Here is a 21,985-nt window from a genome sequence, read left to right on the forward strand (position 1 = left end):
TGGTTTGGCGTTGCGGGCGCGGCGGGCGGCCGCTTCCGGCGGCTGGCCCGGGTCTGGGCCGACGGCGGCTACACCGGCCACCTCACCGACTGGCCAGCCAGCACCTCGGCCTCGTCATCTACATCGTCCGCCGCAGTGAGGACGTCCGGGGCTTCCAGGCCCTTCCCCGCCGCTGGGTCGTTGAGCGGTCCTTTGCGTGGTTGCTGCGCAGCCGTCGCCTGGTCAGGGACTACGAACGGCGCACCGAGACGAGCGAAGCTGTCATCCGCTGGTCGATGATCGCCCTGATGAGCCGCCGCCTAGCCGCACGATCTCGTCGGCCTGCAGTCCTGACGCCAGGGTGAACTGGCCGAGGCACTGTCCCAGCCCAGCACCACGGCCGCCCGGCACCCAGCCCGTCATTCCCAGCCTCGGCAGCGGCTGCCATCATCGCCTGGTAGTCCACGGACAGGTCTTCGACCCCGGCCGCGTTCTGGCGATGCGGCACCGCACGGCGCGGGCCCACCGGCTTCCTCGGCGACAGGCCAACGACTGTCCCGGCCTGCTGTTCCTCCTCGGCGAGCGCTTCCAGATACTGCTCGAGGCCGATCGTCCGAAGCATGAGAACCTCCTCGGCATCCACCAAGTCAGCCCGCAGCCGCTTCAGTTCGGCTTCGAGCTCATCCACCCGCACGGCTGCGGCCTTCCGCCGCGTTTCCAGGAGCGCCCGGATCAACGGCATCCGTCGCCCCCACCGACTCGATCAGCAACGAGTCGAGGCTCCCGCCACAGCCGCAATCTCATGCCTGACCAGCGGAATCCGCACACGGCATTCGGAAAGAGAACGGCCTCTAAGCGACAGCTGCTCCGCTGAGACTCCTGTCCAACGTGCAGCCTCTGCTGTGCGTAGGAGATCGTCTGAACTGGCTTGATTACTGTGCTGGCGGTCGTGATGGCAATGATGGGGCGTCTGGTGCCGGACGGGCTGTGGGAGTTGTTTTCAGCAGGTGGTCCCGGCCGCGCGGGCGCGGCCGCAGGGCGGCGGCCGAACCCCGGCTCCCGGCTCACGGCTGAGCACCCCCGTTTGTGGGGGTGGCGGTGTGGCTGTGGTTGGGCTGCCTCGCGGCCGGCCGATGAGTTCCGGGCGCCCTCACGGTCATGCCCGAGGAAGTGCTCCACCACCCTGGGAGATCGGATGAGCACCGTAGTGATGCACAACGTCGTGTCCCTGGACGGCTTCATCGCCGACGCGGACGACCAGGTCGGGCCGCTCTTCGACTGGTACTCCAACGGCGACCAGGAGATCGACACCGTCGTCACCAGCACGGTGTCGAAGGAGTCGGCCCACTACGTGCAGTCGATGATGGCGGGCGTCGGCGCGCTGGTGGTCGGACGGCACGTCTTCGACATGACCAACGGCTGGGAGGGGCAGCCCCTGACCGGCGACCACGTCGTCGTCGTGTCACACCGGCCGAAGCCCGCCGACTGGCACCCGCAGGCGCCCTTCCACTTCGTCGACGACGTGGCCGACGCCGTCCGCAGGGCCGGAGAGCTGGCCGGGGAGCGCAACGTGGCGATCGCGGCCGGCAACGTCGGCGGCCAGGCCTTCGCCCTGGGCCTGGTGGACGAAGTGGCGATGGACGTCGTGCCGGTGGTCGTCGGCACCGGCAAGCGGTACTTCGGCTCCGTCGACGCCCAGCACCTGCTGGAAGGCCCGCACACGGTCATCCAGGGCCGCCGGGTCCTGCACCTGCGCTACGGCGTCCGCCGGCAGCCGGCGGCGGACGGCCGCTAACCCGCTCCCGTAAAGCGCAGGGCGGAGTGGCCGGAGCGGTGTGAGGGGGTCACGCGCTTGAGGCCGACGCAGAGGGTGGAGTTCAGCAAGGGCCAGCAGCCGGGCGCAACGGGCTAGGGTCAGCCGGCGCGCGGCGCCCTACCCCTCGCTGCACGGCCTTCGTCGCAGTACTCGCGCAGCGGGGAGTGCGCGCCGCGGCCGTGCTTGTGGGCGGTCGGCGGCGCGCGGGGCCTCGCTCATCGCCGGGGCAGGTGCGGGCGGAGGTGTCCGGGTCCGTTACGGGCGGCAAAGGGCTGGTCATGGCAATTCCTCTTCTCGGCGGCCGGTACCGACCGCCTCGAACGCAGAATAGAACGAACGCCTCGGGGGCCTAAGCGCTTCCTCTTTTTCGCCATCGGGCCAGCACCAAGACGTGCAGAACTTACCGACGTTCCGACTTTGGATGCAGCGCGCGCCCCCGGCGTACACCCCGTTCACCCGTGTAATAGAGCAGGGAACCGCTTGGCGACTGGGAAGATCATCGTGCGCGGCGTGCGCGTCTCCGGTGAGCGCGACTCTGCCCCGCTTGGGTGTCCCGGCCTGCCTTCGTGCTCCCGATTGGTGCGGATGAGGCTATGGGTGGTGCCCTGTTTCTGCCGCACTAGTCGAGACGGAACTTGACATGTCTTCAGTGTCATTGGTCGATCACAGAGGCCGGCCTCGCGTAGCGGTGACGGGGCTGGGGCTCGTCACACCGGCCGGAGACGTCCCGGACATCAACTGGAAGCAGTTGCTCTATGGTGAGAGCCTCGCTGACAGGCTCGGCCGGTTCGATCCCCGTATTGTCGGCAAGGACCACCTGGCTGCCTGCGAGATCAAAGACTTCGACGCGACGCCGTACATGTCTGCCAGAGACATCCGGCAGAGTGATCTTTTCGCCCAGTACGCGCTGGTGGCCGCCGTCAAAGCTCTTCATCAGGCAGGGACTCCGTCGGACAAGGGCCGCGTGCACGCGGTGGTCTCGGCCTCGGCGGCCGCTGCGACGGAGTCGTGGTCGACTCAGCCGGCCGTCTTCCACGGCGGCGGCCCGGCCCGCGTCGCGGCCATGACCATTCCCCTGCTGATGCCGAATGCCCCCGCTCAGCTGGTCGCCCGGCTTACCGGCCGCAATGGTCCCTGCCTCAGCGTCGGAACCTCTTCCGCATCGGGCACGACTGTGATCGGAGAAGGGGCCCGGCTCATCCGTGACGGCAGTTGTGACACAGTCCTGGCCGGGGCATCAGAGGCACCGATCGTTCCGGTGATGGTGGCAGGTCTGGCCCGGTTGGGGACTCTGAGTTCGAACGCCACCCCATCCCTGGCCTCTCGCCCCTTCGACCTGAACCGAGACGGACTCGTTCTGAGTGAGGGCGCGGCATTCTTGCACCTTGAGCGCATGGACCACGCACTGTCTCGCGGCGCGGAAGTCCTGGCAGAGATCAGCGGGTACGCGCAGACATGCGATGCCTATCACCTCACGGCCCCTCACCCCGGTGGTGTCGGCGCGGCAGCCTGCATTACCGCGGCTGTCAGGGACGCCGGTCTCGCACCGGCCGATATCGGTTTCGTCAAGGCCCACGGAACGTCCACCAAGCTCAACGACCGCGCCGAGGCGACCGCCCTTCGGCTCGCCTTCCCTCAAGGTCCCCCACCCGTCACGGCGCCTAAGGGTGTTCTCGGTCATTCGCTTGGAGCCGCCGGTGCCATTGAGGCGGTCACGGCCGTGCTGGCGCTGCGGCACCGCACCATCCCACCGGTCGCCAACCACACCACCGCCGACCCAGAGGTCGACCTCGACATCGTCACCGAGCCCCGATCGATCCAACCGGCGCCCGTCCTGTGCAACTCCTTCGGCTTCGGTGGCCACAATGCCTGCCTGGTCCTCGCCCCACCCCCCAACTGCCGTTGAGCGTGCGCGGCAGTGGCCGCAGGCCGCGGCCTCGCGCGTGGTCGCCGGTGTCGGCCTCATCCGCCGACAGACTCCTACGCAGCTTCATGCTCACTCAGTCACACCGGGTCGGGCAGGTCCATGAGCGCGAGCTCGGCCGGATCGACCACGGCGGTGATCTCGGTGATGCGGCCGTCGGCGACGGTGAAGGCGAGCAGGGACAGCGGGGTGCCTTCCTCGTTCCAGGCGATGACGCCGGGTCGCCCGTTGACGGTCGCCGCATGTCCGTGTGCCGCGCCGCCGGCCACTCGGGCGCGGCTGGCGACCTCGGTGGCCCCGATCGTGACGAACCGTCCGCCGGGGGTGTGGACGGTGAACTCCACCTCGGGGTGGAGAACTTCCAGCAGCCGCTCGAACCGGCCCTCGCGGGCCGCAGCCAAGAACGCCCCGACCACCTCGCGTTGCTGCTGTCGGTCGCTTGCCGAGTGCCGGACGGCCTGCACCTTCCGGCGGGCGCGACTGGTGAGCATCTTGATCGCGTCGGTGGACCTGCCGAGGATGGTGCCGATCTCCCCGTGGGGCACGGCGAACACGTCGTGCAGCACGAACGCCAGGCGCTCGTCGGGACGCAGCGAGTCCATGACCGTCAACAGCGCCAGACCCACCGAGTCGCCCAGTGCCACAAGCTCTTCCGGAGTCGGACCATCGTCGAGCGTCACAGTGGATTCGGGCAGCTGGTTGTCGAGGGGGACTGTCGGGCGCGTACGGCCCGAGCGTAGGAGATCGAGGCTGATGCGGCCGACCACGGTGGTCAGCCAGCCGCCGAGATTGTCGATGGCGTTGGCGTCCTGGCGAGACAGACGCAGCCACGCCTCCTGGACCGCGTCGTCCGCGTCGGCGTGCGAGCCGAGCACTCGGTAGGCAACGGCTGTGAGCCGGGCGCGGTGTGCCTCGAAGGCCTCGGCGATCGGATCGGCGGGATGGGCGCCGGACATGGTGTTACCTCCCTGGAAGCTGCTCCGTCATAGGGGTGACGGGCACCAGCCCCGCAAGGTAACCCCGACCAAGGAGAGCACCCTGCCATGCAGAACCGACTGAAGAACAAGAACACCAACAACCCCGACGTGCGGAAGGCGGTCGGGCACCTGCAGAAGGCGATCGCCGCCGGCGGCGTCGACCCGAAGCTGCTCGCGCTGATCCACCTGCGCGCCAGCCAGATCAACAGCTGCTCGGCGTGCGTCTACGCCAGTGTCGCCGGGGGGAAGAAGGTCGGTAACACCGACGAGCGGCTGCATAACGTAGCGGCGTGGCGTGAGGCCCCGTTCTACACCGATGCGGAGCGCGCGGCACTGGCGCTGGCCGAGGCCGCCACCCGGCTGCAGGACGGTGCGGAGGGTGTCACCGAGGAGATCTGGGAAGAGGTGCACGCCCATTTCACTGAGGAGCAGATTGGCGCGATCAACCTGGAGATCGCGCTGACCAACTTCTTCAACAGGATCAACCGCACCATCAAGGAACCGGCCGGCCAGACCTGGGGCTGAGCCCAGCTGGCTCTTACCCCTGACTGCGTAGTGGTGACTGAGCTCGTCGGGAGATCGGGGGCCCAGCTCCTTACCCCGGGGCCGCAGCCGGTCACCGAGTCGCAAATTCCCCACTACCCGAACCCTGACCGGCGACCAGGAGCTCGACGCGCGAGCTGCTCGCGGAAAGTGGACTGGTTCTCCTGTTGCGGGGCGAGTCCGGGTCAGGTCTGGTTTTCGCCTCCGTCGACGTAGAGGTTGGCGCCCACGATGTAGCTGCTCTGGTCGGAGGCCAGGAAGGCCACGGCTGCGGCTGCCTCCTCCGGGCGTCCGAAGCGGCCCTTGGGGACGGTCGCGGCGACGTTCTCCTTGACGGCCCTGGCGGTTTCCTCGTCGCCGAAGGCGGCGGTGCCTCCCGGGGTCTCGATCCAGGCCGGGGAGACCGTGTTGACGCGGATGCCACGGTCCTTGAGCTCGGTGGACCAGGTCCGTGCGAAGGAGCGGACGGCGGCCTTCGACGCCGCGTAGGCGCCGAACGCCGCCACTCCGCGGTCGGCGGCGGTCGAGCCGATCAATACGACCGAGGCCCCGTCGTTGAGCAGCGGCAACGCCTTGCGCACGGTGAGCATCGTGCCTCGGACGTTGACCGCGAAGGTCTGGTCGAAGTGCTCTTCCGTGGTCTGTTCCAGCGTCACGAACGCGCCGGTCGCCGCGTTCGCCACGAGTACGTCCAGACCGGCGCCTCGCGCCTGGACCGCCGCGTAGAGGCGGTCCAGGTCCGCCGGCTTCGCGATGTCGCCGGCGACCGCTGCGGCCCGGTGGGCTCCGATGGTCTTGACGGCGGTATCCAGTTCCGCTTCGCGCCGGCCGGTGACGAACACGTACGCTCCCTCGTCCGCCAACCGCACGGCGGTGGCCAGACCTATGCCCGTGCTGCCCCCGGTGACGACCGCCGTCTTGCCTTCCAGCTGTCCCATGTGATGTCTCCGTCAGTCTCTCGATGCCGATTGCTTCGGCTTCGATACTGCGGAACATCGGGGGTACCATCAATGATGCAGAGTCTTCGATTCTTTACGTATCGTCCCACTGAGGGGTTGCGGTGCTTGGTTTTCGTGATCCGGTCGCCGACGCGATCGGGCTGCTGCGGCCTCGGACGGTGATCGGGCCCAGTCTCAGGGCCACGGGGGACTGGGCTCTGCGCTTCGACACGTTCCTGCACGTACGGATCGGCGGCCTCGTGCGCGGCACGTGCTGGCTGATCCTCGAAGGGCACGAGCCGGTGCTCCTGCGGGAGGGCGACACCTTCATGCTGGGCAATCCGCCGCCCTACGTCCTGGCCGGCTCGCTCGACGCGAGGCCGCGTCCCGCGGCACCGGTGTGGGCGGGCGCCGAGGACGGGTTGGTGCGGATCGGCCCGGAGTCCGAGGAGGACCTCTACCTGTGTGTCGGGCACATCGGCTTCGACGAGGAGAACGCGGCCCTGCTGACCGATCTCCTGCCGCCGCTCGTGATCGTCCGCGCGGCCGATCCTCACGGGACGCGGCTCGCGCAGCTGATCGATCACCTGGCGACCGAGGTCGGGATCGCCGCCGCGGGCGGGCCGCTCGTCCAGAACCATCTCGCGCAGATCCTGCTCGTGCACATGCTGCGTGCTCACGCCGGCCGGACAGACCGTCCGGCCGGCTGGTTGAGCGCCCTCAACGAGGACGGCATCGGTGCCGCCCTTCGGGCCGTGCACGCGGACGTGGCCCACTCCTGGAGCCTCAAAGAGCTCGCGGATATCAGCCACATGTCCCGTTCCGCGTTCGCCCGTGTCTTCAAGAGCCACGTCGGCGTCCCGCCGCTGGAGTACCTCATCCGATGGCGCATGAACCTCGCCCGCGATGCCCTCACCCGCGACACCATGTCGATCTCCGAACTCGCCCGGGCCACGGGCTACCAGTCCGAGAGCGCGTTCAGCACCGCGTTCCGCCGTGTGGTCGGCTCATCACCCGCCCAGTTCCGCAACCAGGCACGGCGGCAGCTGAGTTCGGCCGTGAGCGGGGGCTGAGGGAGGCGTCCCGCAGAGCCGGCTTCGGTCCGGGCGGTTTGCCGTCCGGGGCTACTTCGAGGCCCCGCGAGGCGACGAAGTCCCGTCCCACCGGAACGGGTCGTCCTCGAGCGAGGCGCGGTCCCAGTGTCCGCGTACTGCGGCGGCCTCATAGGTGCTGTGCAGGAACTCGCTGACGGCGCGATCCGGGTCGGGCGCGGTGCGGACGGCCTCGTAGGGCAGCAGGAACTGCTTGAACTCGCTGCTGAAGTAGGCGCTATCGGGCCCTACCGGGTACTCGGCGAAGCCGTCGGGTTCGGGGTAGGCGTAGGCGTAGAAGGCACCCTCCTCTCCCCCGCCGGGCCAGAACCCGCAGCTGGAGAGTTCCCGGGAGTAGCCCTCGACCATGACCCAGTCCCCGCAGTTGGGCGCGCCGCCGGGATGCGGCGGGGCCGACCGTCCGGAGAAGCGGGTGCAGGCGAGGTCCATGGCTCCCCAGAAGAAGTGCACCGGGCTGACCTTGCCGACGAAGTGCGACCGGAACTCGCCCATCACCCGGTTGGCCTGGAGCAACTGCCGCCAGAACAGGGCGGCGGCCTCCTGGTCGTAGGAATGGTGGTCGTGGTCTTCGGCGAAGGGGATCGCGGGCTCGACCTCGTTCGGGTGCGGGGTGATGGGGGCCTCGATCCCGAGCTCGTCGAGCGCGTGCAGCATCCGGGTGTAGAACTCGGCGACCGGCATGGGGCGGAGCGGGAAGTTTCGCGTTCCGCCATCACTGCTGCGGACTTCGAGCCGGTGGCCGACGAAGTCGAACTCGATCTCGAAGGCACCGGCGCGGTAGGGGATGGCCGATGTCGTCAGCCCGCGTGCGCTGACGTACAAGGTCACCTGCCACCAGTGGTTGATCAGGGGCGCGTGGGCCATCCGGATCTTGCCCACGATCTGCGTCCACATGTGCAGGGTGTCTCGGGTGGCGGTCCAGTCCGATACCCGGAGGCTCGGCCAGTTCGTCGCGGGTGGGGTCATCGCTTCTCACATCCTTGGCAGCGCTGTTCGAAGGTGCCGGTCGTGCATGACTTTGGCCCCCTCCCCTTTGCCTGAGCTCGGCTTCAGTCGCTGACCTTGCTGCGGGACTGGTAGAGCAGGTCCTGGTACTCGGGATGCCGGGCGATCCAGCCCGCGAAGAACGGGCAGGTGGCGAGCACCCTCAGGTGGGCGGCGCGCGCCTCGTCAAGGGCCGCGCGGACGAGGGCGGAGCCGACGCCGGCGCCCTCGTAGTCCGCTTCGACCTCGGTGTGGACGAACGCGATGAGTTCCGGCGTACGGATGTACTCCGCGACACCCGCCACTCGGGACGCTCCGTCGACACGCGCCTCGTAGCGCCTCGCCTCGGGCACGTCGCTCACTTCGACGCTCATGCGTCCTCCTTGTGGGGTTGTCGCTTGTGGGTTGTTGCTGCTCTGGTCAGCGGAATCCCGTCAGCCAGGACATCAGCCTAGTCCTGTAAAGTTGATACATCAACTGCATGTCGGTGGCGCGTCTCCGGCGACGGCGGCACGTGGCGCCCAAGCTGGAGTAGATGAGGTGTCAACGATTTCGTTAGACTGGGGCGCATGGACGCACCGCCACACTGGCTCGACCCTGAACAGAAGGTCGCCTGGGACAACTTCATTCGCATGCAGGAGACCTTGATCGGACGGCTGTCCCGACGCGTCCAGACCGATTCCGGCATGTCGGCGTCCGACTACATCGTGCTCGCCAGCCTCACCGAAAGGGGCGGCGGGCGGATGCGTCTGCTGGATCTGGCCAAGTCGGTGGAGTGGGAGAAGAGCCGGATGTCCCACCAGGTCACCAGGATGGCCAAGCGCGGGCTCGTGGCCAGGGAAGAGTGCCCCGACGACGGACGCGGAGCGTTCATCGTGGCCACACCCGCCGGCTGCACGGCGATCGAAGAGGCCGCGCCCCAGCACGTCGAGCACGTCCGCCGCCTCTTCATCGAGGCCCTGACCCCGCATCAGCTCAGCACACTCGGCCGGCTCTCCAAGCGCGTGCTGGACCACATGGAAAGGCTGCCGGACTGACGGGGCGGGGCTGCGGCCTCGGCGGGTCCCTTGAGTTCGGCGCCTTCGAACGATGAGCGCCGGGCTCGTGCCGCGGGCCGGTGGGGTCGGGCTGCCCACCGGTCGGCCTACACCATCGGATTGCCGCTGACGGACTCCGCGGGAGAGACGAGGTCCTGGACCACGTCCCAGTGTTCCACGATGCGCCCGCCGTCGAGCCGGAAGATGTCGACGATGGCCACGGGGTTCGGGGCCCAGCCGTGGACGATGCTGTGGGTGAAGACCAGGTCGCCCTGGGCGGCGGTCCGTTGCGGCTCCCAGGAGAAGCCTTCCAGGTCGGGAACGATGTTGCGCAGGGTGTCGAGCCCGTTGGGCATTCGCGGGCTGTGCTGGATGTAGGGCTCGGCCCAGTAGCGGTCTATCGCGGTGAGGTCCTTGTCGGCGAACAGCTCGCGCATGGCGGTGAGCACGATGTCGACGTTGGCCTTTTCCCGGTCTTCCCGCTCTTCCCGCTCTACGTTGTGCTGCGTCACGATCAGGCCTTCTCGTTTCCGGCGTGCGTGGCCAGGAGTTGCGTCTCCCAGGCGAAGGCGACTCCGCTCGCGCCGCCGTGCTGTGCCTGGATCTCGGCGGCGCCCGGCACGGTCTTCTCGCGTGCCCAGTCGCGCTGCCACTCACCCAGCACCGCCATCCAGGTGATCGGGGTCACGCCCGCCTGGATCATGCGCTGCACCGCCATGTCGTGGGCCTCCTTGGAGACTCCGCCGGACGCGTCGGTGACGACGACGACCTCGAAGCCCTCGCCGGCCGCCTGTATCGCCGGCATGGCCACGCAGATCTCCGTCCAGAGGCCGGCGATGATCAGCTTCTTGCGTCCGGTCGCCCTGACGGCGTCCACGACGCGCTCGTCCTGCCAGGTGTTGATGAAGGTCCTGTTGATCGGCTTCTGCTCCGGGAACACGTCCTGTATCCCCTGGACGAGGAGGCCCCCGCGCTCCTCCAGGACGGTCGTCAGAATCGTCGGGACATCGAAGACCTTGGCGGCCTTGGCAAGCCCGACGGTGTTGTTGATGACCATCGTGGGTTCATGGCTGTGCAGGTTGGCGACCTGGAACGGCTGGTGGTCGATGAGAACGAGCACGCTCTCCTCGGGCGTCAGCAGCGCGCCGAGGCCGGCCTTGTTCTGAGCACTCACGGGATTCCCCTTCACGCAGATCGCGGCGCCTCCCCATTTGGTTGACGCGTCACCAAAGCTAGGTGCGGCATGGTTGATGCGTCAACTTGTGCGCTGCTCCGGGTGGTTCGGCTGTCGGCGCTTCGCTCGGTGGAGGAGGGTCTCGGATGGGGCGTGGACCTGCGCGACAGTCCGGTCCCTGAGCCGCTTGTTCGTCCGCCGCTTCCTCGGACTCGGCCGGCGGGATCGTCCTTCCCGCCGGCCTCTCGCCTTCCCGGACGACCGCCCAGGTCGTGGCTCACGACCTGGGCGTCTTGCGCCGCCGTGAGTTACGGGAAACGACGTCCTACACGCATCGACGGTCCTGGACGGGGACGCCGTTGAACTCCCAGAAGGCCGCCGTGGTCAGGTCTCCGACGATGCCGTCGACGGCGAGACGGAAGCCGTAGGAGTTCAGGAAGCGCTGCAGCGCCTTGATCGTGCGCGGTCCGACGACGCCGTCGACGACCAAGCGGGTGCCTCCGTGGAAGCCCTGCGCGTTGAACAGGCGCTGCGCGGCCTTCCAGCTGTCGGTTCCCAGGAGGCCGTTGTGCTCCCAGGGTTCGAAGCCGGAACGGGTCAGAAAGCACTGCCAGTTCTTCGCCCGGGCGACGTTCAGGCCGAGGTTGTTCACCGCGAGGACGGATGCCCTCTGGGTGCTCGCCGCGGACTGGGCGGGGGCCTCGGATGCGGCGGCGCCGACCGCCCCGCCCGCCAGGGTTCCGGCGGCGATTCCGATGATGGTGGCAGCGCTGACGAATGTCCTCGTCACAGCAGGTCGCATGGTTGTCCTCTCGGGTGTCCCGCCGCTACCGGCGGGGCAGGGGTTGACCACTTCGAGGAGCGGCACGCACCGCGCGCTCCTCACAGGTGGGGCCGGCGAACTGCACGGCGTTCCGGCCGACTCCGCGGTAAGACTGCGAGGCCTGCATGACGTCCGGCCAGAGCCGGCCCAGAAGTGACTTCGTCCCGGGACGTCCCACGGTCTGAACTGCGCGGACACCGCCCACCGCGTCCATACGGCGGGACGACCGCGTGCGAGGGCACTGCCCGGATTCCGGCATACCGGGCGCCTCGACCGGTCGCGCCCCCTGGGGCGGCGGGCCGGCGTCGATGACCTCAGCGAGAGGTATCCCAGGCACCCACGAAACCGCACGTCAGATGGGGTGGGATGGTTCCACCGTGCCCCATCGGGCGTCGGCTGTTGCGCACGGGTGTCGTTTGCGCCGATGCTCTGGGTGTCGCGCCGACCAGGCCCGGACCGGCCGGTCCTACCGCGGCGTCAACGTCCACGCATTCATCCACGGGGGGACTCCCATGTCCATGCGCAGCCGAGCGGGCACCGTCACCGCACTCACCGTCGCCGCACTCGCGGTCGGCACCGTCCTCACGGCACCCGCCGCCGGCGCGGCGCCGCAGGCCGCCACGCCCAAGTTCCTGTCGGCGTCGCAGCTGCCGCCGCACCCGACGTCGTCCTGGACCGCCGGGCCGGTCACCGAGGGCTTCCCGGTCGAACTCGACCTGTGTGTGCACACGGAGGGCGTGCCCTCGTACGGCTACCGGCACCGCACGTTCCGCACCGACCTGGACACGAACGCCGTGCAGATGACCGTCGTCGCGGACACGGCCGCCCACGCCAAGGCGCTGGCCAAGCACTACGACGACCTGATCCGCACCTGCGCCGACCGCCTGGAGGAGGGCTCGCCCGACGTCGAGGCCGAGGGCCGCGACTACGGCACGCTGCCGGTCGAGGAGGGCGCCCGCGTCCGCGGCCTGCACACCGAGACGTCCTGGGGGGCCACCGACATCGCCCTGCTGTCGGTCGGGCGGGACGGCAGGACCGTCACCGTCGTGCAGTGGGCGCAGCTGGGCGACTTCGGGGACGCTCCGGTGGCCGGCTTCAAGAAGACCACGAGCACCGCCGTCGCCAAGTTGTACTGAGCGGGCGGCCATCGGGTGAGGACCGGGCCGTCCTCCCGCCACGGGGGTCGGGAGGACGGCCTTCCCCACGCATGTGGGAGGGACCGGGCGGAGACCACGGACTTCTGTCCGGGCCGTCCGCCGGAGAGGGAGGATCCCCGGCGTCGCTCTACTACCGGCGGCCGCCGCGGGCCACCGGGCTCGGCGCCTCGACCGTGTCCACCACGAGCCAGTACTCCGCGCGGTAGTGCACCTCGTCACCCGCGTAGCCGAGCACGTACTGGACGTTGCCGGCCTCACCCGGCAGTACGTCCTCCAGGACGAACGTCCCGTCCTCGGCGACCGGGAGCGGCGGGAGGTCGGAGAACTCCGCGCCGTTCAGACGCTGCACCGTGATCCGCGGCGTCCCGGTGGGGGCCAGTCCGTCCAGGTCGAGTCGTCCGGTCCCCCTGAACGGCTCCCCGGCGACGGCCGGGCCGTGCGTCACGTCCACGATGCGCGACGCGGCCAGGGCCTCCCGCGTCTGGATGGTGTGCAGCCAGAACCTGGTGCCCTCGTGGTCGGAGGTCACGACGAAGAGCTGCTCGCCGTCCCCGGAGAACTCCATGCCGCGCGGGACCACGCGGTGGCCGGCGGCCTCGTCCTCGAAGCTGATGCGCAGCGGCTGCCGCTCGATCGACGCATCCGCGAACGCCAAGGTCAGGTCGGCCTCGTCGCCCGAGGCCGCGCCGCCCTGGGCGAACCACTTGCCGTCGGGGCTGAAGGCGACGGCCGTGGGCGCCACGCCCTGGGGCAGCGGCGTGTAGGGGTTCTCGAGGAAGCGGGCGTCCTGGCCGCCGAGCAGTACGGTGCCGCGGCCCGCGTCGGCCACCGCCAGGACGGAGCCGTCCGCGGAGAAGTCGGCGTCCCGGAAGTCCATGCCCGGGCCGGTGCCGTCCTCGGTGAACCGGCGTTCGCCGAGGAACTCCAGCGGTTGGCCGTCCGCCCCGTCCGTCACCCGGTAGATGCCCAGGTCGGGGTCGTCGAGCGGGGTGGGACGCTCAGGAGCGATGACCAGCAGGCCACCGGGCCCGCCCTCGAGATGGAGCGGGGCGCCCGAGTAGAAGACCTCTCCGGCGCCGCCGCCCTCCGCTCGCGCGGCGACGCCGACGCTGCCCAGCCCGTCGGCGCAGCCCCCGGGTGACACCGAGGGCCGGCTGGTGAAGAACAGCCGCCCGCCGGTGTGCACCAGCTCCCGCCCGCAGTCGTCGGCCGGCGCCGCGATCGGGTCGAGCGGGTCCAGTGACCCCCGGTCGTGCTGGAAGGTCGCGATGTGGTCCGACTGCCCGGCGTAGACCTTCGAGCCGTCCGGTTCCACCGCGACGCCGGACAACGGGGCCGCCAGATGGGCGCTCGCGGTGGCCCGCCCGGCGCCTCCGTAGAGGATGCCGACCAGTTCCCCGTCCCGGGATCCGTCCGGGTAGGCGCGGTCACCGGCCAGCCACACGCGCCGGCTCGCCTCGTCCACCGCCATCTGCGTGAACGACGCGGCCGGCAGTTCCGTGCCCGGCCCCGAGGGCACCACGGCCGTCGTGACGCCGCCCGGGTCGGCGGCGCCCGGGGCCGCTAACGCGGTACCGGGAGCCGCCGTCAGCACCGTCCCGGCCAGCGCACCGGCGAGCAGTACGGCCGTCAGCCCGCCGCCTCTTCCCAACGTGTTGCCCAACACTGATCCCACCCGTGATCCCACCCCTGATGTCGGCGCGCCACCGTGCACGCATGGCACGCGTTCAGACACGAAACGTCGTCAATGATCCAAGACAAATCAGCAATTGTCACCGCTGTCTCACAGATGACGCGCGCCCCGGCCGCACCGCGCGTGCGCCCGGCTCCGTGGCGGTCAGCCGCGGGAAGGAGCGTGCGGCGGCCAGGAAGCCGAGCGTCGTCAGGACGAACGGCCACGTGAAGACGTGTCCGCCGGATGGTGCGAGCAGCGCGGCGACGGCCGGGGTCAGAGCCGTCGAGGCGGCGGCGCCGAGCAAGGCGTACGGCAGCGTGACCGGTGTTGCCGGCAGGAACGCCCCGCACAGCGCGAGCGCGACCAGGACGGCGTTGTACCCGAGGGTGCCGTCCGCGATCCGCTCGGCCGGAGCCCCGAGCGCCCACGCCGTCGCGATGCCCGTGAGGCTGCCCGCGCAGGCGACGAGCCCGGCCGTCCTGCCGGCCAGGAAGACAGCCGCGAGCAACAGGGCCCCTACGTGCCACAGTTCGAGGAAGAGGATCTGGGAGACGTTGTGGAGGAAGGCCCGCGCCACGTCGCCCGCGCGCAGGGCGCTGCGCCCGGAGGCCGCGCCGGGCAGCGCGGCGAGACTGCCGTCGTGCGGCCAGACCCGCCGGAAGGCCGGGGCGGCGACGGTCACGGAGACCGCCACCAGGCAGTACGGCAGGGTCAGCGGCGGGAGGTTCCAGACGCTCAGCAGACGCACCGCCGCCGCCGTGCCGACGGTGACCACGAGGCAGCCCGCGGCGGCGAGCAGTGCGGTCGCCGGGCGGCCCGGGTCTAGGAGGACGGCGAGACAGAGGGCGAGCAGGGCGGAGTTGAAGCTCTCGGGGCCCGCCTCCCGCCGGTCGCTCGGCACACCGAGACCGCGGGCGGTAACGGCGCCCAGGGCGGCGCCGCCCACCGCGTAGGCGGCGTAGCGCCAGTCGGCCGTGCCCAGGGCGACGACGAGGATGCCGCCCGTCCACGGATTCGCCTGGAACACCACCTGTCCCAGAGCGCGCAGTACGCGGGTGAAGACGTCCGGCGCGTGTGCCGGACGCCACGCCCACCGGGCCCGTACCGACCGTTCCACGACCCGCCCCCGATACTTCCATAAAACGATATTTGATTTCCGCAATACGATATCGGATGCGGGGCGGTCGTTCATGGGAGCGGGCACTCGTCGGGCCGACGGGCTCCTCGGGAAACCGGTGTTGACGAGGCGACGGGTGCGCTACGGTATGACAAGCGTCGCGTGCCGGTGACAGACCGTGTCAGGCATGGAGGCGCCGTACCGAAGGAGGCCGACGATGTTCTCGTCGCACCCTTCGTCCTCGCGTGACTGAGCGCGAGACGACCAGGCTGGTTGCCTGGAGCCAAGAACTGCGTAACGTCCACCACCGGCTGCGGGACGCGATGGCCGTGACCCGCGCGGCTCTCGCCGACGGCACACCCGGTGAGGCGGCCACCCGTGAACTGCTGCTGTACTGCCACGGATTCTGTGCCGCTCTCGACGGCCACCACCGGGGCGAGGACCGCACCCTCTTCCCGGCCATCGCGGCCGCGCACCCCGAACTGCGCCCGGTGCTGCGCGCGCTGGAGCAGGACCACTCGATGATCGCCCATCTGCTGGGCGGCCTCCAGGCCGCGGTCGACCGGACCGCTCCGCCCGAAGAGCTCGACCAGCACCTCGAAGGCATCGCCGCGATCATGGAGAGCCATTTCCGCTACGAGGAGCGGCAGTTGCTCACCGTGCTCGAGACCCTGGAGCTGACGGCCGTGCCGGGCGAGGTGCTGGGTCCGATATGACCCGGGACCGGGCGGTGGCCACGCGGGTCATTCGGTGGGTGAAGGCGACCACGCGTCGGGCGACGGGGCGGCGCTGTGCCTCGTAGTCGTCGAGGCGTCCGGCGGCGATCGCGTGTCCCAGGGCGTGGCCGTCCTGGATGCCGGTGTTCATTCCCTGGCCGCCCGCGGGGCTGTGGACATGGGCGGCGTCGCCGGCCAGGAGCAGCCTGCCGTTGCGGTAGCGGTCGGCGACGCGGTGGTGCACGCGGAACCGTGACGACCAGGTCGACCCGGTGACCTCGGCCTGGCCGGGGGCGCGTTCGTCGAGCAGGCGCTGGACGAACGCGGGGTCCGGGGTCGCGGGGGCGTCGTCCACGGTGGCCACCACGCGGTAGTGACGCAGCCGGTCCAGCAGCACGCTCTCGGTCTCGACATGCCCGTCGGCGAACCGATGCTCCACGAATGCGCGGCGCACGGCATCGCGTTCGTACACTTCTTCGCCATCGCCGGCCAAGGCCGCGAAGCCGGCCCCGTTCGGGCCGAGCACGACAAGGTGCGCGCCGTCGCCGACGCACACGGAGCCGGCCCGGGACCGAAGGGGCACGGCCCAGGACCTGTCCGGCGATTCCCGGGCCGCGGTCGAGTCCGGGGCGCCTGTGGCGAGGCCAGCGTGATCAGGCTTGTTGCCGGCGCCGCGCCAGGACGGCGGTGATCGGCATCGCCAATGTGGTGCCGGCGGCGGCCCAGAACACGAACCTGGAGTCCGGCCCGTTGACTGTCCGCAACTCTCCGTCGGCGTGGCGGCAGAACGAGTCGGGCGGGAAGTACTGCGAGACCGGGGTGGCACTGATGCCGTGGCAGGGGGACGTTTCGGGAAACAGGCTCGGCTGCGCACGCTGCGAGAGGAACCAGCCCGCGAAGACCGTCGCCCACCCGGCCAGTATGAACACGATCAGCATCCAGGTAGGGCTCTTTGCTCGCCGCCCCAGCAGCCAAACCAGGGACGTCGGCAAGAAGAGAACGGCGAACGCAGCGGACAGCACGATCAGGGCCTTCATAGGGCTCTGACCTTACCGATCGAAGATCCGCCGGACAGGCCCTAGTGCTGCCGCGACTCCTCCTCCGCCCCGCCCCGTTGACCGGGCAGCCGGGGGTCGGAGCCGGGGTCCGGGTGCACGGGGGTGGTGATGCCCGCGCGAGTGGCCTCCAGTTGGGCCGCGAAGGCCACGCCCAGGAAGAGGGCGACGCCGGCCAGGTTGGCCCAGAGGAACAGGGCCATCAGGGCGGTCAGCGGTCCGTACAGCGAACCGAAGGAGCCGCTGTGCCCCACGTAGAGGGCCAGCAGCCAGGTCGCCGCGATCCACAGGACGAGCTGGACCGCGGACCCGAACACCAGCCAGGTGTAGCCGGGTTGGTCGCGCCGGGGCGCCCAGCGCAGGATGACGGCCGATGCCATGCAGGCGAGCGCCACGCCCAGCGGGACCTTCCCCCAGTTCCACCAGCCGAGCCACGCCCCGGGCAGGCCGAACACCTCGGTCACCGCGCTACCCACCGGCCCGCCGGCCACCGTCACGAGGAAGCCGAGCACCAGCGGCCCGCCCGCACCGACCGCCAACAGCAGGCTACGGCCGTACTTCTCCAGGAACGGGCGGTCGCGTTCGATCCCGTAGATGCGGTTGCACCCCCGCTCGATCTGCCCCATGGCCGACGCGAGGTTCAGCAGGGCGAAACCGAGGCCCGTCCACATGGCCACGGTGCCCGCCGCGTCGGCACCGGCGTGCGCGCGGGTCGTCCGCAGTCCGTCGCTCACGAGGTCGGCGCTGGCGGGTGGAACGATGTCGCTCAAGGTCAGTTCGATCAGTCGCCCGACGCTTTCCGTGTGGGTGGCCGCGGAGACCCCGACCAGGGCGATGGCGAGCGGCACCATCCCGATGACCAGCTGGAACGCGAGGGCCCGTGCGAAGCTGAATCCGTCGGCGTACCGGAAGCGCAGGAACGCGTCGGCCACCAGCCGGCGGCTTCCGTAGCGGCGCAGCGCGGTCCACGCCTCGTCTCCGGACAGCTCGTCGCCGATCATGTCCCTCGTCTGCGGTACGTGCACCACTGTTCCCATGCTGGAGATGTGCTCCGCCGGGACGTTTCCATGCGGTCGGCGTGCCCGTGCGCAGGGTCCGCAGCATCCGCCCGTAGGTATGATGCCCCTCATGGCGACCTACGTTGACCAGCGGTTTCGTGCCTCGTGATCAGTCTCAGGGAGCACCAGGCCGACGCCGTCTCGCGGATCCGCGCGTGGGCGGGGTTTCCCGTGCGGGTCCCCGCGTCCGCACGGGGGCTGCGGGCGACGGTGGTCTCGGCGACCGGGTCCGGAAAGACGATCACGGCCGCGCGGGCGGCGCTGGAGTGCTTCCGGGGCGGGCGGATCCTCGTCATGGTCCCCACCCTCGACCTGCTCGTGCAGACCGCCCAGGCCTGGCGGAGGGTCGGCCACACGGGGCCGATGGTCGCGGTGTGCTCGCTGGAGAAGGACGAGGTCCTGGAGCGGCTGGGCGTACGGACGACCACCCACCCGATCCAGCTGGCCCTGTGGGCGGGCGAGGGGCCGGTGGTGGTGTTCGCGACGTACGCCTCGCTCGTGGACCGGGAGGACCCCGAGGACGTCACCGGCCTGGCGAAGGTCCGCGGGCCGCTGGAGGCCGCGCTGGCGGGCGGGGAGCGGCTGTACGGACAGTCCATGGCCCCGTTCGACCTCGCCGTCGTCGACGAAGCGCACGCGACCGCCGGTGATCTCGGGCGGCCGTGGGCGGCCGTCCACGACAACACCCGCATCCCGGCGGACTTCCGGCTCTACCTCACCGCCACCCCCCGCGTCCTCGCCCCGCCCCGCCCGCGGCGCGGCCGGGAGGAGCGCGAGCCGGCGATCGCCACCATGGCGTCCGACCCGGACGGCCCGTACGGCGAGTGGATCTACGAACTCGCACTGTCCGAGGCCATCGAACGCGGCATCCTCGCCGGGTTCGAGATCGACGTGCTGGAGATCCACGACCCCTCCCCCGTCCTCGGGGAGCCGGAGGAGGCCCAGCGGGGCCGGCGCCTCGCCCTGCTGCAGACGGCGCTCCTGGAGCACGCCGCAGCGCGGAACCTGCGCACGGTCATGACCTTCCACCAGCGGGTGGACGAGGCGATGGCGTTCGCGGAGCGGATGCCGCGGACGGCCGCCGAGCTGTACGCGGCCGAGGTCTCCCACGAGGTTCTGGCCGAGGCGGAACGGCTGCCGGAGTCGTCGATCGGGGCGGAGTTCTACGAGCTGGAGACCGGCCGCCACGTGCCCCCGGACCGTGTCTGGTCGGCATGGCTGTGCGGTGATCACCTCGTCGCCGAACGCCGGGAGGTCCTGCGCCAGTTCGCAGACGGCGTCGATGCCGGCGACACCCGCGTGCACCGGGCCTTCCTGGCCAGCGTGCGGGTCCTGGGCGAGGGCGTCGACATCGTCGGCGAGCGCGGCGTGGAGGCGGTCTGCTTCGCCGACACCCGCGGCTCCCAGGTCGAGATCGTCCAGAACATCGGCCGGGCCCTGCGCCCGAACCCCGACGGCACGGCCAAGACCGCGAGGATCATCGTCCCCGTCTTCCTCCAGCCCGGTGAGGACCCGACCGACATGGTCGCCTCCGCCTCGTACGCACCCCTCGTGGCCGTACTCCAGGGCCTGCGCTCGCACTCGGAGCACCTCGTCGAGCAGCTCGCCAACCGGGCGCTGAGCAGCGGGCAGCGGCAGGTGCACGTGCGGCGGGACGAGGACGGGCGGATCGTCGGCACCGAAGGCGGAGCGGCCGAGGGGCGGGAGCACGACGACACCGCCGGCGCCGCGCGGTCCGCGCTGCTGCACTTCTCCTCGCCCCGGGACGCCGCCACCATCGCCGCGTTCCTGCGCACCCGGGTCTACCGGCCCGAGTCCCTGGTCTGGCTGGAGGGCTACCAGGCCCTGCTGCACTGGCGCAGGAGCAACCACGTCACCGGCCTGTACGCGGTGCCGTACGACACCGAGACCGAGGCCGGCGCCACCAAGGCGTTCCCCCTGGGGCGGTGGGTCCACCAGCAGCGGCGCACCCGCCGCGCCGGTGAACTCGACGACCACCGCAGGGAACTCCTCGACGAGGCCGGGATGGTGTGGGAACCGGGCGACGAGGCGTGGGAGACCAAACTCGCGGTGCTGCGCTCGTACCGCAGGGCGCACGGCCACCTCGCCCCCAGACGCGACGCCGTATGGGGCGACGCCGACAGTGAACTGGTCCCGGTCGGGGAGCACATGGCCAACCTCCGCCGCGTGAACGGCCTCGGGAAGAACCCGGACCGTGCCGCGGCCCGCGCCGCGCAGCTCGACCTGATCGACCCCGACTGGAACTGCCCCTGGCCCCTGGACTGGCAACGCCACCACCGCGTGCTCGCCGGCCTCGCCGCCGACGAACCCGAGGGCGTCCTGCCCGACATCGCTCCCGGCGTCCTCCACGAGGGCGACGACCTCGGCAAGTGGCTTCGCAGGCAGCGCCACGGCTGGGCGGAGCTGTCCGAGGAGCAGCGGCAGCGGCTGACCGCGCTGGGCGTCACACCCGCCGAGCGGCCCGCACCTCCGGCCGGGGGCTCCGGAAGGGCGTCCGGGAAGGCGCCCGCCTTCCAGCGCGGTCTGACGGCCCTCGCCCAGTGGATCCAGCGCGAGGGCGTCCAGAAGGCGGTGCCGAGGGGACACGTCGAACGCGTCGTCGTCGACGGCGAGGAGCACCAGCTCAAGCTCGGCGTGTGGCTCTCCAACACCAAGACCAGACGCGACGGACTCACCACCGACCAGCGCACCGCACTGCGGGAGCTGGGCATCGCCTGGGCGTAGCGGGGAGCGGGTCAGGCGGAGGTCCGGGTGACGTTGGCGTGGACCCAGTCGGTGACCTCCCGGGTGGTGGTGCCGGGGGTGAACAGGGCGGCCACGCCCAGGTCGAGCAGGGACTGGACGTCCTCGTGCGGGATGATGCCGCCGCCGAACACGGTGATGTCCGCGGCGTCCGCCTCGCGCAGCAGCCGCAGCACTTCGGCGAAGAGCGTCATGTGGGCGCCGGAGAGCACGGAGAGGCCGATGGCGTCGGCGTCCTCCTGGACGGCCGTGTCGACGATCTGGCGCGGCGCCTGGTGGAGGCCGGTGTAGACGACCTCGACGCCGGTGTCCCGGAGGGCTCGGGCGATCACCTTGGCGCCGCGGTCGTGGCCGTCCAGGCCCGGCTTGGCGACGACGACGCGGAGTGGGGCGTTGCTGGTGGAGGACATGGTGTCCGGGCTCCTCGGCTCAGTAGGCGTCTGTGGGGATGTGGGTGCCCCACACTTCGCGGAGCGTGTTGCAGACCTCGCCGACGGTGGCGCGGGCGCGCAGGGCGTCCTTCATCGGGTAGAGGACGTTGTCCTCGCCCTCGGCGGCCTTCCTCAGCGCCACCAGCGCGGTGTCCACCGCCACCTGGTCGCGCTCGGCACGGAGCCGGGCGAGGCGTTCGGCCTGCTGGGCCTCGATGGCCGGGTCGACCCGCAGGGGCTCGTAGGGCTCCTCCTCGTCGAGCTGGAAGCGGTTGACGCCGACGACGACGCGTTCACCGGAGTCGGTCTCCTGGGTGATGCGGTAAGCGCTGCGCTCGATCTCGTCCTTCTGGAAGCCGTGCTCGATCGCGGCGACCGCACCGCCCAGGTCCTCGATCCTGCCGAGGAGGGTGTTGATCTCGGTCTCCAGGTCGTCGGTGAGCTTCTCGACCACGTAGGAGCCGGCGAACGGGTCGACGGTCGCGGTCACGTCCGTCTCGTAGGCCAGCACCTGCTGCGTGCGCAGCGCCAGGCGGGCCGACTTGTCGGTGGGCAGCGCGATGGCCTCGTCGAAGGAGTTGGTGTGCAGCGACTGCGTCCCGCCCAGCACCGCCCCCAGACCCTGCACCGCCACCCGCACCAGGTTGACCTCGGGCTGCTGCGCGGTCAGCTGCACCCCCGCCGTCTGCGTGTGGAAACGCAGCAT

Annotated in this window: 23 protein-coding genes and 1 pseudogene; 9 read left to right on the top strand and 15 right to left on the bottom strand. The window is 70.5% G+C overall.

Annotated elements, in window-relative coordinates; translation table 11 throughout:
• Positions 1–27: 27 nt before the first annotated feature.
• Positions 28–344: pseudogene (locus IE108_RS33030) on the top strand (transposase); the annotation flags it as partial.
• Here the strand turns inward: IE108_RS33030 and IE108_RS33035 are convergent.
• Positions 230–721: a hypothetical protein gene (locus IE108_RS33035; RefSeq protein WP_308433828.1), complete on the bottom strand. Its 492-nt coding sequence runs from the start codon at positions 719–721 to the stop codon at positions 230–232. The pseudogene IE108_RS33030 and the gene IE108_RS33035 sit on opposite strands and share 115 nt — an antisense overlap.
• A gap of 453 nt (positions 722–1,174) precedes the next feature.
• Between IE108_RS33035 and IE108_RS33040 the strand changes: the two genes are divergently transcribed.
• Both IE108_RS33040 and IE108_RS33045 read left to right on the top strand, forming a co-directional pair.
• Positions 1,175–1,774, top strand: coding sequence for a dihydrofolate reductase family protein (locus IE108_RS33040; protein ID WP_064732307.1), 600 nt, complete (start codon positions 1,175–1,177; stop codon positions 1,772–1,774).
• A 661-nt stretch (positions 1,775–2,435) separates the two neighbouring features.
• Positions 2,436–3,701: a beta-ketoacyl-[acyl-carrier-protein] synthase family protein gene (locus tag IE108_RS33045; RefSeq protein ID WP_079163912.1), complete on the top strand. Its 1,266-nt coding sequence runs from the start codon at positions 2,436–2,438 to the stop codon at positions 3,699–3,701.
• 98 nt (positions 3,702–3,799) lie between these two features.
• On the opposite strand, the gene IE108_RS33050 is transcribed toward IE108_RS33045, so the two are convergent.
• Entirely contained in the window at positions 3,800–4,675 is an 876-nt protein-coding gene (locus IE108_RS33050) for a sigma-70 family RNA polymerase sigma factor (RefSeq protein ID WP_064732306.1), read from the bottom strand.
• Between the two features lie 87 nt (positions 4,676–4,762).
• Here IE108_RS33050 and IE108_RS33055 point away from each other — a divergent pair, with 87 nt between their 5' ends.
• Positions 4,763–5,221, top strand: coding sequence for a carboxymuconolactone decarboxylase family protein (locus tag IE108_RS33055; RefSeq protein WP_064732305.1), 459 nt, complete (start codon positions 4,763–4,765; stop codon positions 5,219–5,221).
• Positions 5,222–5,424: 203 nt separating this feature from the next.
• Here the strand turns inward: IE108_RS33055 and IE108_RS33060 are convergent, their stop codons facing one another.
• Positions 5,425–6,177 (bottom strand): SDR family NAD(P)-dependent oxidoreductase, encoded by a 753-nt coding sequence (locus IE108_RS33060; protein ID WP_064732304.1) that lies wholly within the window; start codon positions 6,175–6,177, stop codon positions 5,425–5,427.
• 122 nt (positions 6,178–6,299) lie between these two features.
• Between IE108_RS33060 and IE108_RS33065 the strand changes: the two genes are divergently transcribed.
• A complete protein-coding gene (locus IE108_RS33065; protein WP_064732303.1) occupies positions 6,300–7,250 on the top strand; it encodes an AraC family transcriptional regulator in 951 nt (316 codons plus the stop codon).
• Between the two features lie 51 nt (positions 7,251–7,301).
• On the opposite strand, the gene IE108_RS33070 is transcribed toward IE108_RS33065, so the two are convergent.
• Both IE108_RS33070 and IE108_RS33075 read right to left on the bottom strand, forming a co-directional pair.
• A complete protein-coding gene (locus tag IE108_RS33070) occupies positions 7,302–8,255 on the bottom strand; it encodes a DUF5996 family protein (protein ID WP_064732302.1) in 954 nt (317 codons plus the stop codon).
• An 83-nt stretch (positions 8,256–8,338) separates the two neighbouring features.
• Positions 8,339–8,647, bottom strand: a complete 309-nt coding sequence (locus IE108_RS33075; protein ID WP_064732301.1) for a GNAT family N-acetyltransferase — start codon at positions 8,645–8,647, stop codon at positions 8,339–8,341.
• A gap of 195 nt (positions 8,648–8,842) precedes the next feature.
• On the opposite strand from IE108_RS33075, the gene IE108_RS33080 reads away from it, so the two are divergent.
• Positions 8,843–9,310, top strand: a complete 468-nt coding sequence (locus IE108_RS33080) for a MarR family winged helix-turn-helix transcriptional regulator (protein WP_064732300.1) — start codon at positions 8,843–8,845, stop codon at positions 9,308–9,310.
• A 107-nt stretch (positions 9,311–9,417) separates the two neighbouring features.
• On the opposite strand, the gene IE108_RS33085 is transcribed toward IE108_RS33080, so the two are convergent.
• The 3 genes from IE108_RS33085 to IE108_RS33095 all read right to left on the bottom strand — a co-directional run bounded on the left by IE108_RS33085 (position 9,418) and on the right by IE108_RS33095 (position 11,274).
• Positions 9,418–9,822 carry a nuclear transport factor 2 family protein gene (locus IE108_RS33085; RefSeq protein WP_229852645.1) on the bottom strand — a complete coding sequence of 135 codons (405 nt, stop codon included), beginning with the start codon at positions 9,820–9,822 and terminating at the stop codon, positions 9,418–9,420.
• Positions 9,823–9,824: 2 nt separating this feature from the next.
• Complete coding sequence (locus tag IE108_RS33090; RefSeq protein ID WP_064732299.1) at positions 9,825–10,484, bottom strand: hydrolase; 660 nt, start codon at positions 10,482–10,484, stop codon at positions 9,825–9,827.
• A gap of 325 nt (positions 10,485–10,809) precedes the next feature.
• Positions 10,810–11,274: a peptidoglycan-binding domain-containing protein gene (locus IE108_RS33095; RefSeq protein WP_229852647.1), complete on the bottom strand. Its 465-nt coding sequence runs from the start codon at positions 11,272–11,274 to the stop codon at positions 10,810–10,812.
• A 545-nt stretch (positions 11,275–11,819) separates the two neighbouring features.
• On the opposite strand from IE108_RS33095, the gene IE108_RS33100 reads away from it, so the two are divergent.
• A complete protein-coding gene (locus tag IE108_RS33100) occupies positions 11,820–12,443 on the top strand; it encodes a hypothetical protein (protein ID WP_064732297.1) in 624 nt (207 codons plus the stop codon).
• 151 nt (positions 12,444–12,594) lie between these two features.
• Here IE108_RS33100 and IE108_RS33105 read toward each other — a convergent pair whose 3' ends face one another.
• Positions 12,595–14,130, bottom strand: a complete 1,536-nt coding sequence (locus tag IE108_RS33105; protein WP_229852655.1) for a WD40 repeat domain-containing protein — start codon at positions 14,128–14,130, stop codon at positions 12,595–12,597.
• 106 nt (positions 14,131–14,236) lie between these two features.
• Positions 14,237–15,256 carry an urea transporter gene (locus IE108_RS33110; protein WP_229852649.1) on the bottom strand — a complete coding sequence of 340 codons (1,020 nt, stop codon included), beginning with the start codon at positions 15,254–15,256 and terminating at the stop codon, positions 14,237–14,239.
• 245 nt (positions 15,257–15,501) lie between these two features.
• Here IE108_RS33110 and IE108_RS33115 point away from each other — a divergent pair, with 245 nt between their 5' ends.
• Positions 15,502–15,972, top strand: a complete 471-nt coding sequence (locus IE108_RS33115; protein ID WP_064732296.1) for a hemerythrin domain-containing protein — start codon at positions 15,502–15,504, stop codon at positions 15,970–15,972.
• On the opposite strand, the gene IE108_RS33120 is transcribed toward IE108_RS33115, so the two are convergent.
• The 3 genes from IE108_RS33120 to IE108_RS33130 all read right to left on the bottom strand — a co-directional run bounded on the left by IE108_RS33120 (position 15,911) and on the right by IE108_RS33130 (position 18,064).
• Positions 15,911–16,426 carry an FAD-dependent monooxygenase gene (locus IE108_RS33120; RefSeq protein ID WP_308433829.1) on the bottom strand — a complete coding sequence of 172 codons (516 nt, stop codon included), beginning with the start codon at positions 16,424–16,426 and terminating at the stop codon, positions 15,911–15,913. The genes IE108_RS33115 and IE108_RS33120 overlap by 62 nt on opposite strands.
• 199 nt (positions 16,427–16,625) lie before the next feature.
• Entirely contained in the window at positions 16,626–17,009 is a 384-nt protein-coding gene (locus IE108_RS33125; RefSeq protein ID WP_064732294.1) for a hypothetical protein, read from the bottom strand.
• A 41-nt stretch (positions 17,010–17,050) separates the two neighbouring features.
• Positions 17,051–18,064 (bottom strand): YihY/virulence factor BrkB family protein, encoded by a 1,014-nt coding sequence (locus IE108_RS33130; RefSeq protein WP_064732293.1) that lies wholly within the window; start codon positions 18,062–18,064, stop codon positions 17,051–17,053.
• 126 nt (positions 18,065–18,190) lie between these two features.
• On the opposite strand from IE108_RS33130, the gene IE108_RS33135 reads away from it, so the two are divergent.
• Complete coding sequence (locus tag IE108_RS33135) at positions 18,191–20,830, top strand: DEAD/DEAH box helicase (RefSeq protein ID WP_079163910.1); 2,640 nt, start codon at positions 18,191–18,193, stop codon at positions 20,828–20,830.
• An 11-nt stretch (positions 20,831–20,841) separates the two neighbouring features.
• Here IE108_RS33135 and icmB read toward each other — a convergent pair whose 3' ends face one another.
• Positions 20,842–21,258, bottom strand: a complete 417-nt coding sequence (gene icmB / locus IE108_RS33140) for a coenzyme B12-dependent isobutyryl CoA mutase small subunit (RefSeq protein WP_064732292.1) — start codon at positions 21,256–21,258, stop codon at positions 20,842–20,844.
• A 19-nt stretch (positions 21,259–21,277) separates the two neighbouring features.
• A partial coding sequence (locus IE108_RS33145; RefSeq protein WP_229852652.1) for a methylmalonyl-CoA mutase family protein occupies positions 21,278–21,985 on the bottom strand: 708 nt, incomplete at its 5' end.

Origin of the sequence: Streptomyces parvulus (genome assembly GCF_014648855.1) — a bacterium.
GTDB lineage: Bacteria > Actinomycetota > Actinomycetes > Streptomycetales > Streptomycetaceae > Streptomyces > Streptomyces parvulus.

Bases quoted from the DNA above. Each gene is read 5' to 3' on its own strand.
- IE108_RS33060 (WP_064732304.1), bottom strand. From the start codon at position 6,177: ATGGGACAGCTGGAAGGCAAGACGGCGGTCGTCACCGGGGGCAGCACG.
- IE108_RS33125 (WP_064732294.1), bottom strand. From the start codon at position 17,009: ATGAAGGCCCTGATCGTGCTGTCCGCTGCGTTCGCCGTTCTCTTCTTG.
- IE108_RS33040 (WP_064732307.1), top strand. From the start codon at position 1,175: ATGAGCACCGTAGTGATGCACAACGTCGTGTCCCTGGACGGCTTCATC.
- IE108_RS33070 (WP_064732302.1), bottom strand. From the start codon at position 8,255: ATGACCCCACCCGCGACGAACTGGCCGAGCCTCCGGGTATCGGACTGG.
- IE108_RS33080 (WP_064732300.1), top strand. From the start codon at position 8,843: ATGGACGCACCGCCACACTGGCTCGACCCTGAACAGAAGGTCGCCTGG.
- IE108_RS33130 (WP_064732293.1), bottom strand. From the start codon at position 18,064: ATGGGAACAGTGGTGCACGTACCGCAGACGAGGGACATGATCGGCGAC.
- IE108_RS33100 (WP_064732297.1), top strand. From the start codon at position 11,820: ATGTCCATGCGCAGCCGAGCGGGCACCGTCACCGCACTCACCGTCGCC.
- IE108_RS33075 (WP_064732301.1), bottom strand. From the start codon at position 8,647: ATGAGCGTCGAAGTGAGCGACGTGCCCGAGGCGAGGCGCTACGAGGCG.
- IE108_RS33045 (WP_079163912.1), top strand. From the start codon at position 2,436: ATGTCTTCAGTGTCATTGGTCGATCACAGAGGCCGGCCTCGCGTAGCG.
- IE108_RS33055 (WP_064732305.1), top strand. From the start codon at position 4,763: ATGCAGAACCGACTGAAGAACAAGAACACCAACAACCCCGACGTGCGG.
- IE108_RS33050 (WP_064732306.1), bottom strand. From the start codon at position 4,675: ATGTCCGGCGCCCATCCCGCCGATCCGATCGCCGAGGCCTTCGAGGCA.
- icmB (WP_064732292.1), bottom strand. From the start codon at position 21,258: ATGTCCTCCACCAGCAACGCCCCACTCCGCGTCGTCGTCGCCAAGCCG.
- IE108_RS33035 (WP_308433828.1), bottom strand. From the start codon at position 721: ATGCCGTTGATCCGGGCGCTCCTGGAAACGCGGCGGAAGGCCGCAGCC.